The sequence below is a fragment of the uncultured Marivita sp. genome (assembly GCF_947488135.1).
Lineage (GTDB): Bacteria > Pseudomonadota > Alphaproteobacteria > Rhodobacterales > Rhodobacteraceae > Marivita.
This window is the reverse complement of the sequence record NZ_CANKYW010000005.1, coordinates 165,165-179,719: the sequence shown is the minus strand read 5'-3', so window position 1 is coordinate 179,719 and position 14,555 is coordinate 165,165. Positions and strand designations below refer to the sequence as shown.

Annotated in this window: 16 protein-coding genes; 9 read left to right on the top strand and 7 right to left on the bottom strand. The window is 68.0% G+C overall.

The genetic code is table 11. The features are described from left to right. Genes Q1B16_RS15055 through Q1B16_RS15045 form a run of 3 tightly spaced genes read left to right on the top strand, consistent with a single transcriptional unit; the run spans position 1 to position 3,295 of the window. The gene (locus Q1B16_RS15055) at positions 1-2,028 is read left to right on the top strand and encodes a dehydrogenase E1 component subunit alpha/beta (protein ID WP_299790451.1); all 2,028 of its coding nucleotides are present in this window, start codon (positions 1-3) and stop codon (positions 2,026-2,028) included. A gap of 5 nt (positions 2,029-2,033) precedes the next feature. Continuing rightward, the gene (locus Q1B16_RS15050; RefSeq protein WP_299790448.1) at positions 2,034-2,438 is read left to right on the top strand and encodes a RidA family protein; all 405 of its coding nucleotides are present in this window, start codon (positions 2,034-2,036) and stop codon (positions 2,436-2,438) included. Continuing rightward, a complete protein-coding gene (locus Q1B16_RS15045) occupies positions 2,435-3,295 on the top strand; it encodes an aldolase/citrate lyase family protein (RefSeq protein ID WP_299790445.1) in 861 nt (286 codons plus the stop codon). Before Q1B16_RS15050 ends, Q1B16_RS15045 begins: the two co-directional genes overlap by 4 nt. Here Q1B16_RS15045 and Q1B16_RS15040 read toward each other — a convergent pair. From Q1B16_RS15040 to Q1B16_RS15010, 7 genes are all read right to left on the bottom strand, one after another. Next, a complete protein-coding gene (locus tag Q1B16_RS15040) occupies positions 3,234-3,980 on the bottom strand; it encodes an SDR family NAD(P)-dependent oxidoreductase (RefSeq protein ID WP_299790442.1) in 747 nt (248 codons plus the stop codon). The genes Q1B16_RS15045 and Q1B16_RS15040 overlap by 62 nt on opposite strands. Further along, positions 3,977-4,693: an SDR family oxidoreductase gene (locus tag Q1B16_RS15035; protein WP_299790439.1), complete on the bottom strand. Its 717-nt coding sequence runs from the start codon at positions 4,691-4,693 to the stop codon at positions 3,977-3,979. The genes Q1B16_RS15040 and Q1B16_RS15035 overlap by 4 nt, the downstream gene beginning before the upstream one ends. Then, positions 4,693-5,439: a glucose 1-dehydrogenase gene (locus Q1B16_RS15030; protein ID WP_299790436.1), complete on the bottom strand. Its 747-nt coding sequence runs from the start codon at positions 5,437-5,439 to the stop codon at positions 4,693-4,695. The genes Q1B16_RS15035 and Q1B16_RS15030 overlap by 1 nt, the downstream gene beginning before the upstream one ends. After that, complete coding sequence (locus Q1B16_RS15025) at positions 5,436-6,197, bottom strand: alpha/beta hydrolase (RefSeq protein ID WP_299790433.1); 762 nt, start codon at positions 6,195-6,197, stop codon at positions 5,436-5,438. The genes Q1B16_RS15030 and Q1B16_RS15025 overlap by 4 nt, the downstream gene beginning before the upstream one ends. An 8-nt stretch (positions 6,198-6,205) precedes the next feature. Continuing rightward, entirely contained in the window at positions 6,206-7,660 is a 1,455-nt protein-coding gene (locus Q1B16_RS15020; protein ID WP_299790430.1) for a TRAP transporter large permease subunit, read from the bottom strand. After that, complete coding sequence (locus Q1B16_RS15015; protein ID WP_299790427.1) at positions 7,653-8,210, bottom strand: TRAP transporter small permease subunit; 558 nt, start codon at positions 8,208-8,210, stop codon at positions 7,653-7,655. Before Q1B16_RS15015 ends, Q1B16_RS15020 begins: the two co-directional genes overlap by 8 nt. Positions 8,211-8,273: 63 nt before the next feature. Then, entirely contained in the window at positions 8,274-9,329 is a 1,056-nt protein-coding gene (locus Q1B16_RS15010) for a C4-dicarboxylate ABC transporter (protein WP_299790424.1), read from the bottom strand. A 178-nt stretch (positions 9,330-9,507) separates the two neighbouring features. Here Q1B16_RS15010 and Q1B16_RS15005 point away from each other — a divergent pair, with 178 nt between their 5' ends. Genes Q1B16_RS15005 through Q1B16_RS14980 form a run of 6 tightly spaced genes read left to right on the top strand, consistent with a single transcriptional unit; the run spans position 9,508 to position 14,554 of the window. After that, positions 9,508-9,927, top strand: coding sequence for an OB-fold domain-containing protein (locus Q1B16_RS15005; RefSeq protein ID WP_299790421.1), 420 nt, complete (start codon positions 9,508-9,510; stop codon positions 9,925-9,927). Continuing rightward, the gene (locus tag Q1B16_RS15000; RefSeq protein WP_299790418.1) at positions 9,924-11,072 is read left to right on the top strand and encodes a thiolase family protein; all 1,149 of its coding nucleotides are present in this window, start codon (positions 9,924-9,926) and stop codon (positions 11,070-11,072) included. The genes Q1B16_RS15005 and Q1B16_RS15000 overlap by 4 nt, the downstream gene beginning before the upstream one ends. After that, complete coding sequence (locus Q1B16_RS14995) at positions 11,069-11,854, top strand: IclR family transcriptional regulator (protein WP_299790415.1); 786 nt, start codon at positions 11,069-11,071, stop codon at positions 11,852-11,854. The genes Q1B16_RS15000 and Q1B16_RS14995 overlap by 4 nt, the downstream gene beginning before the upstream one ends. Then, positions 11,851-13,065, top strand: a complete 1,215-nt coding sequence (locus Q1B16_RS14990) for a CoA transferase (protein WP_299790413.1) — start codon at positions 11,851-11,853, stop codon at positions 13,063-13,065. The genes Q1B16_RS14995 and Q1B16_RS14990 overlap by 4 nt, the downstream gene beginning before the upstream one ends. After that, positions 13,062-13,814, top strand: a complete 753-nt coding sequence (locus Q1B16_RS14985) for an alpha/beta hydrolase (RefSeq protein ID WP_299790411.1) — start codon at positions 13,062-13,064, stop codon at positions 13,812-13,814. Before Q1B16_RS14990 ends, Q1B16_RS14985 begins: the two co-directional genes overlap by 4 nt. Further along, a complete protein-coding gene (locus Q1B16_RS14980) occupies positions 13,811-14,554 on the top strand; it encodes an SDR family oxidoreductase (RefSeq protein WP_299790409.1) in 744 nt (247 codons plus the stop codon). The genes Q1B16_RS14985 and Q1B16_RS14980 overlap by 4 nt, the downstream gene beginning before the upstream one ends. Position 14,555 lies beyond the last annotated feature (1 nt).

Sequence of the window (14,555 nt, the reverse complement as noted above, 5' to 3'; positions counted from 1 at the left end):
ATGGCGCAGGTCCACATACTCGATACCGTCGCGCGCAAGGCCACCGGCAACCGGATGGGTCCTGACGAGCTGCGCGGCGCCCTGAGGCTGATGCTGCGCATCCGGCAATTCGAAACGCGCGCGAAAGAGCTGTTCCTGGGCGGCGTGATCAAGGGCACCGCCCATTCCAGCGTCGGGCAGGAGGCGATTGCGGCGGGGGCCTGCGCGGCGCTGGGACCCGAGGATTTCCTGCTGACCCACCACCGCGGGCACGGGCACACGATCGCCAAGGGGTCGGACATGAAGCTGATGTTCGCCGAACTGATGGGCCGCGCCCCGGGCTATTGCGCGGGGCTGGGCGGGTCGATGCATATCGCGGATTTCGACCGCAAGATCCTGGGCGCGAACGGGATCGTCGGCGCCGGCATGGGCCTCGGCACCGGCGCGGCGCTGGCCGAGCAGTTGAACGGGACGGGCAATATCGGCATCACCTTCTTCGGTGACGGCGCGGCAAACGAGGGCATCTTCCACGAGGCGATGAACCTTTCGGCGATCTGGAAACTGCCGCTGATCTTCTTTTGCGAGAACAACCAGTACGGCCTGACCACGGCCACAGAGGCCGTGACGGCCGGGCCGTCCATCGCGGCGCGCGGCGACAGTTACGGCGTGCCGAACGAACGGATCGACGGCAACGATGTCGCCGCCGTCTTCGAAGCGGTCGAGCGTGCCGCCCTGCGCGCCCGCGCGGGCGACGGTCCGACGCTTATCGAGGCGCTGACCTACCGCTGGGACGACCATTCGATGCGCGCGAACCTGCCCGCCTACCGGACGGATGCGGAACAGGACGACTGGAAGGGGCGCGATCCGCTTCGGCGGCTTCGGGACCATCTCGTTTCGAGCGGCGCGCTTGGCGAAGAGGAATACGACGAGACCGTCGCGGCCGTGAAGACGGAGGTCGAGGAGGCCATCACCTGGGCGACGGAGCAGGCCGAGCCGGACATGGACCTTGCCCTGTCGAACGTCATGGCCGAAACCCGGCTGACTTATGCCGAACCGGAAACCGGCGATCGCCCGACAACCTATCGCCAGGCCATCAACGAGGCTTTCGCGCTGGAGATGGAGGCGGACGAGAACGTCATCATCCTCGGTGAGGACGTGGGCGAGACCGGCGGCATCTTCGGCCTGACTCCCGGCCTTTACGACCGCTTCGGCGCGGAGCGGGTGCGCGACACACCGATTTCGGAGGGGGTGATCTCGACCTGTGGCGTCGGCGCCGCCATGAGCGGCAAGCGCGTCGTCGTGGAGGCTCAGCTCTGGGACTTCGTCACCCTGATGATGGACGCCATCGTGAACCAGGCCGCGAAGGCCCGCTTCATGCTGGGTGGGAAGGCGAAGGTTCCTGTCGTGTTCCGCGGCCCGCAGGGGGCCGGCATCCGCCTGGCCGCGCAGCACTGCCAGTCGCTGGAGATGCTGTTCGCCAACGTGCCGGGCCTCCAGGTCTATGCGCCCGCCAGCGCCTATGACGCCAAGGGGTTGATGGCCACGGCGATCGCACAAGATGGCCCGGTCGTCTTCCTCGAACACAAGCTGCTCTATCTGGGCGGCGAAGAGCCGGTGCCCGAGGCGCGCTATCATATCGAGCCCGGCAAGGGGCGTGTCGTGCGGCCGGGTGCCGACTGTACGGTGATCGCGACGCTCGCGATGGTCGACCGCGCGGTGCAGGCCGCCGAGAGGCTCAGGCGAGAGGGGATCGAGGTCGAGGTGATCGACCCGCGCACGATCAAGCCGCTCGATACCGACCTGATCTGCGAGAGCGTGCGCAAGACCAACCGCGCGGTCGTCGTGCACGAAGCCCCGCTCTTCGGGGGCTTCGGCGGCGAGATCGCCGCGACCATCCAGGAACAGGCCTTCGACTATCTCGACGCGCCCGTCGCCCGGGTGGGCGCCCCGGAAATGCCGGTGCCCTACAATGACCGGCTGGAACGCGCCTACTTGCCGGGCGCGGCGCAGATCATCGAAGCCGTGAAATCCGTTTGCTACAGGAGCTGACCGCCATGCCGACCCGCAAAGTGATCATTCCCGAAGGGATGGAGAACATCCACGACACCTACCACTACGCCCCCGCGATACAGGTGGACGACACGCTTTACCTGTCGGGCCAGGTGGGCCGCGATGAGAACCTGCAAGTGGTCGAAGGCGCCGAGGCGCAATTCGTGCAGGCCTTCGAGAACGTCAGGAAGGTGCTGGATGCCGCGGGAGCAACCTTCGACGACGTGGTCGAGCTCGAGACCTGGTTCACCGAAAGCATGGCCGACCTGAAGCTCTTCCTGGAGGTCAAGGACCGCTACTTCACGAACCGCTACCCGACCTGGACGGGCTTCGCCGTCAAGGGCTTTTCGATGCCCGGCATCCTGGTCGAGATCAAGTGCAAGGCCGTCCTCGGACTGGCGGACGCATGAGCCGCGACCTGAAGAAACTGCTGCGCAGCGAGGCAACGACGCTCGGGACCTGGACGCAGATCGCCGCGCCCGAGATGGTCGACCTGATCGGCCTGAACGGGTTTTCCTTTACCATAATCGACTGCCAGCACGGCCCCTTCGGCATCGAAACCGCCGAGAACCTCGCGCGGGCGGCGGATGCCAATGACATCGCGGTGGCGTTGCGCGTGTCGCGGAATGATCCGGTCGAGATCATGAAGGCGCTCGACGCCGGTATCCGGCACGTGGTCGTGCCGAACATCGAGACAGCCGGGGCCGCCGCCGCCGCCGTCGCTGCCACCCGTTTCGGCCCGCACGGGCTGCGCGGCGCCTGCCCGTGCTGCCGATCGGGCGGGCATTACATCCGCAACTGGCAAGATTACGTTGCCGCCGAAGCGGCCCGCGTCGGAGCCATCGCCCTCGTCGAAACCGGTGAAGGCTACCGAAACATCGAGGCGATCTGCGCCACGGAAGGCCTGACCGCGCTGATGGTCGGGCCATTCGACCTGGCCGTGTCGATGGGGTTCGAAGGAAACTGGCGGGCCGGACCCGTCATCGCGGCGGTCACCGCGATGCTCGAGGCCGCACGCGCCTCGAAACTCCCCGCCATCATGCCGGTCTTCGCCCCGACCAAGGACGAGTGTGTCGCGCTCATCGAAAGGTGGCGCGGCCACGGCGTCACGTGCTTCGTCATCGGATCGGACAAGATCATCGTCGCGGATGCGTTCGCGTCCTGGACCGGGGCCCTGGGCCACAAGACGGAGTCCTTGCGCGACCTTACCTTCGAAAAACGAGCGGGCCGGGCGCCTGACAGTTCGGCATCAACTCCAGATGGTTGATGTTCACATGGTCCGGCCGGGCCGCAACCCACGCGATTGCCTCGGCGACGTCGCCGGGTGTGAGATGATCGAGATCCGCGTACACGGCGGCCGCACGTTCGGCGTCGCCACCGAAGCGGACATCGCTGAACTCGGTGTCGCCGACGAGGCCGGGCGAAATGATGGTGGAATGCACGCCGGTGCCGATCAGATCGGCCTTGAGGTTCGCCATCAGCACATGCTCGAAACCTTTGGAAGCGGCATAGGCATTGCCTCCGGGATAAGGGTAATCGGCAGCGACCGAGCCGACAGTGATGATCCGGCCCCGGCGGCGCGCGACCATGCCCGGCAGCACTGCGTGGATCAGGCGCATCGTGCCCAGCACGTTGACGGCGATGGTCGCCTCCCAGTCGGCAAGCTGCGCCTCCTGCGCCGGCGCCTGACCGATTGCCAGGCCGGCGTTGTTGACCAAAAGGTCGATCTCTCGCCAGCCTTCCGGCAGGCTTTCGGGTAGCGCGGCAAGCGCCCCGGCATCCGTAATGTCGAGTGTCAGCGGCAGCACGGATCCGTCCAGCTCTTCCGCGAGCGCGGTGAGCCGCTCCGTCCGGCGGCCCGTCGCGATCACCCGCCAGCCGCCGGAATGGAGCGCGCGGACGGTCGCGGCGCCGATTCCGGCCGTGGCGCCAGTGACGAACGCGGTCTTCATTTCGCCCCCGCGTCGTAGATCACACCGGCCGCGCCGAAGCCGCCATCGGCATTCAGAACGTGACCGGTGACGTAGCTCGCCGCGTCGGAGGCGAGGAATGCGACGGCCGCGGCTATCTCGGCCGGGGCTCCGTAGCGGCGCATCGGAACCGCCGCCAGATAGGCCGAGCGGGTCGCGTCCGTATGGGTGGCGGCGACGAGGTCCGTCTCGACCGGGCCGGGCGCGACGGCGTTCACGGTGATGCCCATCGGGGCCAGCTCCACCGCCATGACTTTCGTGAGAATCTCCAGGCCGCCCTTCGAGGCCGCATAGGCCGCGCGTCCCGTGCCGCCTCGCTGGCCGGAGATGGAGGTGATGTTGACGATACGGCCGCCACCCTGTCCGGCCATGTGGCTCGCGGCGGCTTGGGACATCAGGAAGGCGCCGGTCAGGTTGACCCGCAGGACGCTTTCCCAGTCTTCGAGCGTAAGATCGAGCATGGGGCGCACGACGCTGACACCCGCATTGTTGACGAGGATGCCCGGCCGGACCTGCTCGACGATCTCCGCCACCTGTGCGCGGTCCGTCACGTCGCAGGCGATGCCGCCGCCGACCGCCGCCAACGCGTCCGCATCGCGATCGAGCGGCGTCACCGCGTGGCCCGCCGCCCGCAGCGCGTCGACGATGGCGGCGCCCAGTCCGCGCGCGCCCCCAGTAACGAGCGCCCGGCCCATCAGACGAACCTCAGCCCGGCGTCGAGATTCAGGGTCTGGCCGGTCATGTAGTCGCTGTCGGACGAGGCCAGGAAGAGTGTCGTGCCGATCATGTCGTCGACCGACCCTTTCCGCTTCAGCGCCTGTTCGGCGATGATCGCATCCCACTGGTCTTCGCGGATCGTCTCCCGCGAGACCTCGGTGACAATGCCATGCGGGCTGATCGCGTTGACGTTGATGCCCGCCGCACCCAGTTCGGAGGCCAGCGCCCGGGTCAGCGCCACGACCGCCCCTTTCGAGGCCACGTAATGCGCATAGAACGGGCGCCCGGTCAGCACGACCGACGACGAGATATTGACGATCTTGCCCGCGCCCTGCCGTTTCATCGCCGGCACCACGGCCTGGCAGCAGTTGAAGACCCCGCGCGCGTTGACGGCCATTACCCGGTCGAATTCCGCCGCATCGATCTCCTCGAATGGTTTCATCTTGAGCGTGGAAAAGATCGCCGCGTTGTTGACCAGCACGTCGATGGCGCCCGTCTCGGCCAGCACGGCCTCGACCATGGCCCCGGCCGAGGCGCGGGACGCCACGTCGACCTCGACGCCCATCGCGCCCGCGATCTCGTCCGCGACCGCCTCGGCCCGCGTGCGGTCCAGATCGGCCACCACAACGCGTGCGCCTTCACCCGCGAAGGCGTGGGCATAGGCGCGGCCGATCCCCTGGCCCGCGCCGGTGACGATGACGGTCTTGTTTGCGAAACGGTTCATGCGTTGGCCTTTTCAGCGAGGAATGGATGTAGCGTGGCGGCAAAGGCCGCCGTGGTCTCGACGGCCGGGCTATGGCCGGCCTCGGGAATGACGATGTGCCGGCCCAGCCGCTCATCGGCGATCCAGGCCAGGTCGGCGGGCGATTTCGCCCGGTCCCGCGCGCCCGAGATCGCCAGGATCGGTCCGCCCCAGCCGCGGATCAGTTCGACCCAGCCGCGATGGGCGAAAATGGCGCGCACGACCTGCGGCGTGGCGGGCGGCAGCGCGTCGAAATGCGCTTGCCAGCGGGAGCGCGCGGACCCGCGGAAGCCCTCCGCGAACATCAGCGCAGCAATCTCGGCGCCCAAGCCCCTGCCCTGCGCCGCGGCGATCCGGTCGGCAAGCTTGGCGAAACGCCCGGGCTCCGGCTCCGCCCGGCATGTGCAGCAGGACAGCGTCAGCGAGGCCACCCGCCCGGGGTTGGCGGCCAGCATCTCCAGCGCCACGTAGGCGCCCATGGAGGATCCCACGACATGCACGGGACACCGGATCTTCAGCGCGTCCAGCAACGTATCCATGTCGGCGGCCAGCCGCTCCGCAGTCGGCCGCGCATCGCCCAGGCTGCTTTGCCCCTGCCCGCGGTGATCGGGGCGGATGATGTCGTAGCCCTGCGGCATCACCGCGTCGAACATCGTGCCGTCGAAGAACAGTGAATGCAGCATCAGTACCGGCGCACCCCGGCCCGCGCGGCGGCAGGCGATCCCGGCCCCGTCCTGCATCGTCACCCTCAATCCAGAATCCCCCGCGGCAGCCAGAGCGCGATCTGCGGGAAGGCCACGACCAGCGCCAGGGCGATGAGCTGAAGCGCCACGAATGGGATGATCCCGCGATAGATCTGTTGGAGCTTCACCCCCGGCGGCGCCACCGCCTTGAGAAAGAACAGCGCGAAGCCGAAGGGTGGCGTCAGAAACGAGGTTTGCAGGTTCATCGCGATCAGGATCGCCAGCCAGTAGGTGATGTCGCGCGCCGGCAGGTGATCGCCGAAGTCCATCTGCCCGATGATCGGCGCGAAGACCGGCAGCACGATCAGCGTGATCTCGATCCAGTCGAAGAAGAACCCCAGCACGAAGACCAGCCCGAGGATCAGGATCAGCAACCCCCAGCTGCCGAGACCCAACGCATCGACGAAACCGATGATGAGCTCGTCGCCGCCCAGGGCGCGAAAGATATAGGAAAACAGCGTCGCGCCCACGAAGATGCCGAAGATCATGGCGTTGGTCATGACGGTTTTGTCCATCACCTCGCCGAACGTCTTGCGGAATGCGCGCAACCGCTGGCCCGTGGATGCCGGGGCGGCGGTGGCGGCCGGTCCCGCCTCGGTGGCGATCTCGACCCCGTGGGCGCCGAAACCGGGCAGCACCACGAGGTTGAGGAAGGCCAGCAGCGTCGCCCCGAGCGCGCCGACGCCCGCCGCCTCGGTGGGCGTTGCGAACCCGAAGATGATCGAGCCCAGCACCAGCACGATCAGGATCACCGGCGGGATGAAGCTGCGCAGCACCATCTTGGCGACCGGCAGCGCGCCGCGCGGGCCGATATGATCGGGCAGCGGCGGTGCCAGCGACGGGTTCAGCGTGCAGCGCACGATGATGTAGACCGCATAGAGCCCCGCCAGCAGCAGCCCCGGCATGACCGCGGCCATGAACAGCGTGCCCACCGAGCGCGACAGCAGGTCGGCCATGATGACCAGCATGATGGAGGGCGGGATCAGGATCCCAAGGCAGCCCGACGAGGCGATGGTGCCGGTGGCAAGCTCGGGGGAATAGTTGCGCTCCATCATCACCGGAAGCGCCAGCAGCGTCATCATCACCACCGAGGCGCCGATGATGCCCGTGGTCGCGGCCAGGACCGTGCCCATCACCGTCACCGACAGCGCCAGCCCGCCCGGCACCCGCCGCAGCAGCACGGTGAGGCAATTCAGCAGGTCCCGCGCGACGCCGGATTTCTCCAGCATCATGCCCATGAACACGAAGGTCGGCACGGCGGTCAGGATCAGGCTTTCCATGATGCCGCCATAGATGCGGCTGGGCAGCGTCGAGAACTGGATGAACATGAATTCGCCCGCGGCGATGCCGATCAGGCCAAAGACCAGGCCCACGCCGCCCAGCACCCAGGCGACCGGATAGCCGGTGAACAGCAGCAGGGCGAGCGCGCCGAACATGAAGACGGGCAGAAGATCAGCCATCGATGACCTCGTGGCGCTGCGACTGCGGCAGGCGGCCGGCGATGCCGGCAACCGCCTTGATGAAGACCGACAGCCCGGCCAGCCCGATCAGGACGAACAGGATTACGAGGCCCGATTTCAGCACCCAGACCTGGTCGATGCCGTTGCCCGACCGCGACCCCTCGCCGATGGAAAAGGCGCGGTAGGCGTAAGGGTAGGACAGCCAGGCCCCCAGGATCGCGTAGGGGATCAGCATGACCGCGCAGCCGATCGCCTCGATCCAGTATTTCGTCTTGTCCGTCCGGCCTTCGCGGATCAGGTCGATGCGCACGTGCTGCTGGCGGATATAGGCCGCGCCCACGGCCAGCACGATGGCATAGCTGTGCAGCCAGTACTCGCCTTCCTGGAGGATGGTGGAGGTGAGGCCGAAGATTTTCGGCACGCCGAAATAGCGGGTCACCACATCGTAGCAGACCACCAGCGTCAGCGCGACGATGCACCAGCCGCCCAGGGCGGCGAAGAAGGCGAGAAGCCGGTCGATCAGCCGGCTCAGGCGCAAGGCGAGTGTCATGGGGGCCTGCCGTTTGTCAGTTGGGGTTCCGCGCCCCGGAACCGAGGCGCGGCAGGCGTGTCGTCAGCGGTCGAGATAGCCGTATTCGGACCAGATCTCGTAGTTTTCGCGAAACTCCGAGATGCTCTCCCAGGCCCGCTCGAAATCGGGGTTCGCCGCGATTTCCTCTTCCAGCACTTCCTGCCACTTCTCTTCGAAGGTGGTCAGTTGCGCGTCGGTCCACTGGTGCAACTCGACGCCTTCTTCCTGCATCTCTTGGAGCGCGTCGAACTGGATCGCCTCGCCCTGCGCGAACTCAATGGCGGTCACCGCGTCACAGGTGGTCTCCAGGATCCCCTGCTGCTGCTCGCTCAGTCCGTTCCACACGTCGAGATTGACGATCAGGTCATGCGGCGTCGCTTGCTGGTGCCATCCGGGAAAGTAATAGTGCTTGGCGATCTGGTAGAGGCCCGCGCCTTGGTCGATGGCAGGCATCGAGAACTCGGTAGCGTCGATCGTGCCGCGTTCTAGCGCGGGATAGATGTCGCCGCCGGCCAGAAGCTGCACCTCGACGCCCAGTTTTTCCATCACCTTTCCACCCAGTCCAAAAAAGCGCATCTTGATGCCTTCCAGCTGGGAAAGATCGGTGATTTCCTCGCGGAACCAGCCAGACGCCTCGGGCGCGATGATACCGCAGGTGATGCCGTGCACGCCCAGCGGGTGATAGAGTTCGTTGCGCAGCTCCTCGCCGCCGCCATAGCGCAGCCAAGCGAGGTATTCGCCCGCCGCGGGGCCGAAGGGAAACGCGTTCCACAGCACCAGGGCTGAGTTCTTGGACGCCCAGAGCCCCGAAGAGGCATGGCCCATGTCCACCGAGCCCGATGCCACCGCGTCGAAGATCTCCAGCGAGGGCACCAGAGCGCCCGGCTCGAAGAAATTGACCTGCACCGAGCCCTGCCCGATCAGGTTGACCCTGTCGGCGAAGAGCTTGGCGCCCTCGCCCAGCTGCGTCAGGGTCGAGGGGTAGAACGCCGCGAGGTTCAGTTCGACCTCCTCCGCGTCCTGTGCGTTCGCCGCGCAGGCGATCGTCACCGCGGCGCCCAATGCCGCAAGTGTTCTGCTGATTCCGTATCCGGCCATTTCGGTCCTCCCATCCATTTTGATCCGGCCCGGCATCGCGCGATTGCGGCCGGGCCGGTGACCCGTTCTCTGGGTCGAATGCCAAACGCTAGCTTGACTCCGGAAAAGCTGTCAACCAAAATGGAATGGCGTTCCGATTAACGGAACAATCAAGGATGCCAAAGATCGAGGAAGGCCCATGACGGACGATCCGACCCAAGCCCCGGCCGGCGACGCGGTGAACGACGCCGTGCTGCCGATGGACGATCTGGCGCCCGATCCCGAGGGCGATTTCGTGGTTCGGGACGGCGCCGTGATGCTGCGGGGCGCGCGCTCGGCCTCTTCGGGCGTCGAGGCGTTCCCGGCCCGTCCCATCTGTCCCGAGACGGGCGCTTATGACATGGAGCCCGCGCTTTTCGGCCCCGAGGCGGTGCTGTATTCCTTCTCGACCATTCACGTCTCGGCCACGCGACCCACGCCCTACACGCTGGGATATGTCGATTTCCCCTCGGGATTGCGCGCCTTTGCGCATGTCCGTGCACCCGCCGACGCGCTGGCCTGTGACCTGCCGGTGGTGCTGCGCGCCGAAGGGTCCGAGTGGTGGGTCGAACCGGCATGAGCGATCTGGGCACAATCATCGGCGCGGGCATGATTCCGATGGGCAAGCACAAGACCTCTTCCTATGTCGGGCTGGCGGTGCCGGCGGTGCGCGCCGCGCTGCGCGCCTGCGGGCTGAAACCGGGCGATATCCAGACGGTCACCTGCGGCCATGCCTTCGGCGGCATGCTGACCGGGCAACGCATCGTGAAGGAGATCGGCATCGGCGGCGTGCCGGTCGTCAACACCGACAACGCCTGTTCGGGCGGGGCCACGGCGCTGCACCTGGCGACGCGCGATATCGCGGAGGGCCGCGCAGACATCGTGCTGGCCATCGGGGTGGACAAGCTGACCCAGTTCGGCGGCGGCACACTGCCGCTGGTCGAGGAAGACCCCGAGGTCGCGCGCGGCATGGTCATGCCGGCGCTTTATGCCATGCGCGCGCGACGCTACCTGCACGAACGCGGCGAAACGCCCGAGCTTCTGGCCGGGGTATCGGTCAAAGCCCGGCGCCACGGCGCCGCCAATCCCTTCGCGCAGTTCCGCAAGGAAACCACCGTCGAGGAGGTCATGGCCTCGCGCCCCATCGCCGAGCCGCTGACGCTGCTGCAATGCTGCCCCACGGGCGACGGCGCCGCCGCGGCGGTGGTCGTCTCGGAGCGCAAGCGCCGCGAGCTGGGCCTGCCGGGCGCCGCCATTCGCGCCTCGGTTCTGCATTCGGGAAAGGCCACCACCGGGTTTCGCGACATGCTGACACCCGAGATCACCTTTCATTCCGCCGCCGAGGCTTATGAGCAGGCCGGCATGGGCGCGGACGCGCTCGACATGGTCGAGCTGCACGATGCCTTTTCCATCGCCGAGCTGATCTATTACGAGGCGCTGGGGCTTTGCCCCCGGGGCGACAGCGTGAAGCTGCTGTGCGACGGCGCTACCAGCTATGGCGGGCGGCTGGTCGTGAACCCCTCGGGCGGGCTTTTGGCCAAGGGGCACCCGGTGGGCGCCTCGGGCATGGCCCAGGCGGTCGAGGCATTCTGGCACCTGACCGGCCAGGCCGGCGCGCGCCAGATCGACGGTGCAAGGCGGGCGCTGACGCATGTGACCGGTGGCGGCATCTCGGGCATGGATCACGGCGCCTGCACTATCCATATCCTCGAGGCCGCGGCGTGAGCGACCCGGCGACCAGCAAGACCGGAACCGGCACCGCGCACCGGGTGATGACCCTGATCGCCTGTCTCGCGGATGCCGACGGGCCGGTATCGGTCCGGCACGTGGCCGACGAGCTTGGGCTTGCGCCCTCGACCACGCATCGGCTGTTGAACCTTCTGGTCGAGGGCGGGTTCGCGCAATACGAATCGCGCGGACAGGCTTACGGGATCGGGCCGGAATTCTACCGTGTCGCGCATCGACTGGCGGCGCGCACGACCCCCGCGCAGGTGGCACGCGGTGTGATCGCCGACCTGGCCGAGCGTTACGACGAAACCGTGCTTTACGGCATGGTCCTGATGCCTGAAGGCCGGATCGCCTTCATGGAACGCGCCGACGGGCAGAAGAAACTGCTCTACCGGATCGACATGCAGACTCCGCTGAGCCTGGTCTGGGGCGCCAGCGGCAAGGCGGCGCTGGCTTACCTGCCCGAGGCCGACATCGCGCGCATCCTTGCCGCCGAGGGCGCGTCGCCCGCGACCGGAGCCGAGCTGCCCGATACCGCCGCCCTGGCGGAAGAGCTGGCCCGTATCCGGGCCGATGGATATTGCATCAGTCATGGCGAAAAGCTGCCCGACGCGCTGGGTATCGCCGCGCCGGTCTTCGGCCCGGGCCGGGTGATCGGGACCATCTGCATGACGATGCCCAGAACCCGCGCGCCCGAGATTCCCGTGCGCGCCCTGGGAACGGAGGTCGCCGCCACGGCGGCCGATCTGACCTCACAGCTGGGGGGACATGCACCATGACCGAGACCGCCGCGAAAGACGCACCGCCGCTTCACGGGATCCGGGTGCTCGACCTGACGACCTTCCTGTCGGGTCCGTTCTGCACGCAGGTTCTGGCCGATCTGGGCGCCGAGGTCGTGAAGGTGGAGCCGCCCGCGGGCGACAGTTCACGCCACATCCCGCCGCATTTCGTGGGCGAGGACAGTGCCTATTTCCTCGCCAACAACCGCACCAAGCGCTCGGTCTGCGTCGACATGCGCCAGGATGAGGGCCAAGCGCTGGTGCGCCGGCTGGTGGGCGAATCGGATGTGGTGGTCGAGAATTTCCGCCCCGGCGTGCCGGCGCGGCTGGGGCTCGATATCGACAGGTTGCGCGCTGCGCATCCCGGCCTGATCTGGGCCTCGATCACCGGCTTCGGCCTGGACGGTCCCTGGGCAAAGCGGCCCGCATATGACATGATCGTGCAGGCGCTGTCGGGGGTCATGTCGCTGACCGGCGAACCGGGCCGCCCCTCGGTCCGTCTGGGCATTCCGGCGGGCGACACGGTGGCGGGGCTCTATGCCGCCGTGGCGATCAACGCCGCGTTGGCGGAACGGGCGCGCACCGGCACCGGCCGGCACGTGGATGTGGGCATGCTAGACTGCCAGCTTGCGATGCTGAGCTATCAAAGCGCCTATGCGCTGATCGGCGGCGCGACACCGGGGCCGCAGGGCGCGCAGCACGATTCGATCCCCACCTACCGCGCCTTCACCGCCGGTGACGGGCGACAGATCGCGGTCACCGCCAATACCGAGAAAATGTGGGCGGGCCTGGCCTCCGCGCTCGGCCGCGGCGATCTGCTGGAAGACCCGCGGTTCGCCGATGCCCGGTTGCGCCTGGCCAACAAGGCCGCGCTCTGGGCCGAGCTGGAACCCGCCTTCATGGCGCGCGACGCCGCCGACTGGGCCGAGAGGCTGACCGAGCACGACGTGCCCAACGCGCTGGTCAAGACCGTGCCCGAGGCGCTGGAAGACGCGCGCGGCTCGGGGCGCGAGATGGTCGTGTCGATGGCGGACGAGGATGGCCAGGCGATCGAGGTCGTGGGCTCGCCCATCCGGATGGGACCGGGCGTGCCGGTGCCGGCCACTTATCCGCCCGACCTGGGCGGGGACGCGACCGAGGTGCTGTCGGACTGGCTGGGAATGGGTGCCGGAGAGGTCGAGACATTGCAAGCGGCAGGCGTCCTGAAATGAGGCTGAACGGGTTCGACACCGAGTTGCAGAGCTGGGGCGAGGGGCCGGAGGCCGTCCTTTGCCTGCATCCGCTGGGGCAGGAGGCGGCGTTCTTCGCCGATCTGGACCTCGGCCCCGGCCGGCGCGTCCTGAGCTTCGACCAGCGTGGCCACGGCGTCGCCGCCGCCACCTCCGCCGAGAGCCTTACGCAGATGGTGGACGATGCCGAGGCCGCGATGCGGAAGACCGGCGCGCGGCACTTGGCGGGGTTCTCGATGGGCGGCGCGGTGGCTGCGGAACTGGCCGCCCGCAGCGATGCGCGCAGCGTCTGCCTGGCAGCGACGCCGCATGAGGGCCTTCCGGTCTTCGCCGAACGCGCCTGCGCCGTGTCCCGGGGCTCGGTCGCGGCGGTCACCGAACACACCGTGCAACGCTGGTTCGGCCGGACGGGGCCGGAACCCGCCATCGACCGCGCCCGCGCGTCGTTGGCGAAGATGACGCCCGAGGGGTTCGACGCCGCCTGGCGGGCGCTGGCCAGTTTCGAGGGTTACGGGCGGATCGCGCCCGCGCTCCCGCCCGCCCTGTGCCTGGCCTATGCCGGCGACCTGTCCACGCCGCCAGACGTGCTGATGGGCATCGCCGGGACGATCCGCGACGCCGGCGGCCGCGCCGAGTTCGACACGATCCCCGGCGCCGGCCATTTCGGCCTGCTGGAGACGCCGCGCGAGACCTCGGCCGCGATCCGCGGCTTCCTGGAAGGGCTGGAATGACCGATCTCGACAACCGCATCTGCCTTGTCACCGGCGGTGCCTCCGGCATCGGGCGCGCCAGCGTCGAGGCCTTGCTGCTCCGTGGCGCCACGGTCGGCGTTCTCGACCGGGCCGGCGACGTGCCGAAGGGCGCCGAGGCGCTGATCGCCGATGTGACGGACATGGAAGCCGTAACCGCCGCCACCGACGCCTTCGGCGGGCGCCACGGCCGGATCGACGTGCTGGTCAACAACGCCGGCGTGGGCTTCGTCGGCGGGCTCGAGGACGGAACGGAGGCGGACTGGCGCCGCGTCTTCGACATCAACGTGTTCGGACAGCTACGCACGGCGCGGGCCGCCCTGCCCTGGCTGCGGAAATCCAAGGCCGCGAGCATCGTGGTGATGTCCTCGTGCTCGGCGCTGAACGGCATCCCGGACCGGGTGCTCTATTCCGCCTCCAAGGGCGCCTGCCAGGCGCTGATGCTGGCGCTTTCGGCGGACCTCGTGGCGGAAAACATCACCGTCAACGCCATCGCGCCGGGCACGGTGGACACGCCCTTCATGACCGAGATCGTGGCCCGCGCCGACGATCCCGCCGCGCTCCGGCGCGAATTCGACCGCCGACAGCCCACCGGCCACATGCTGGACCCGGCCGAGATCGGCCACGCGGTCGCCTATCTCGCCTCCCCCCTCGCCCGCTCGACCACCGGTGCCACGCTGGAAATCGACGGCGGCATGGGGACGATCCGACTGAAACGCTAGG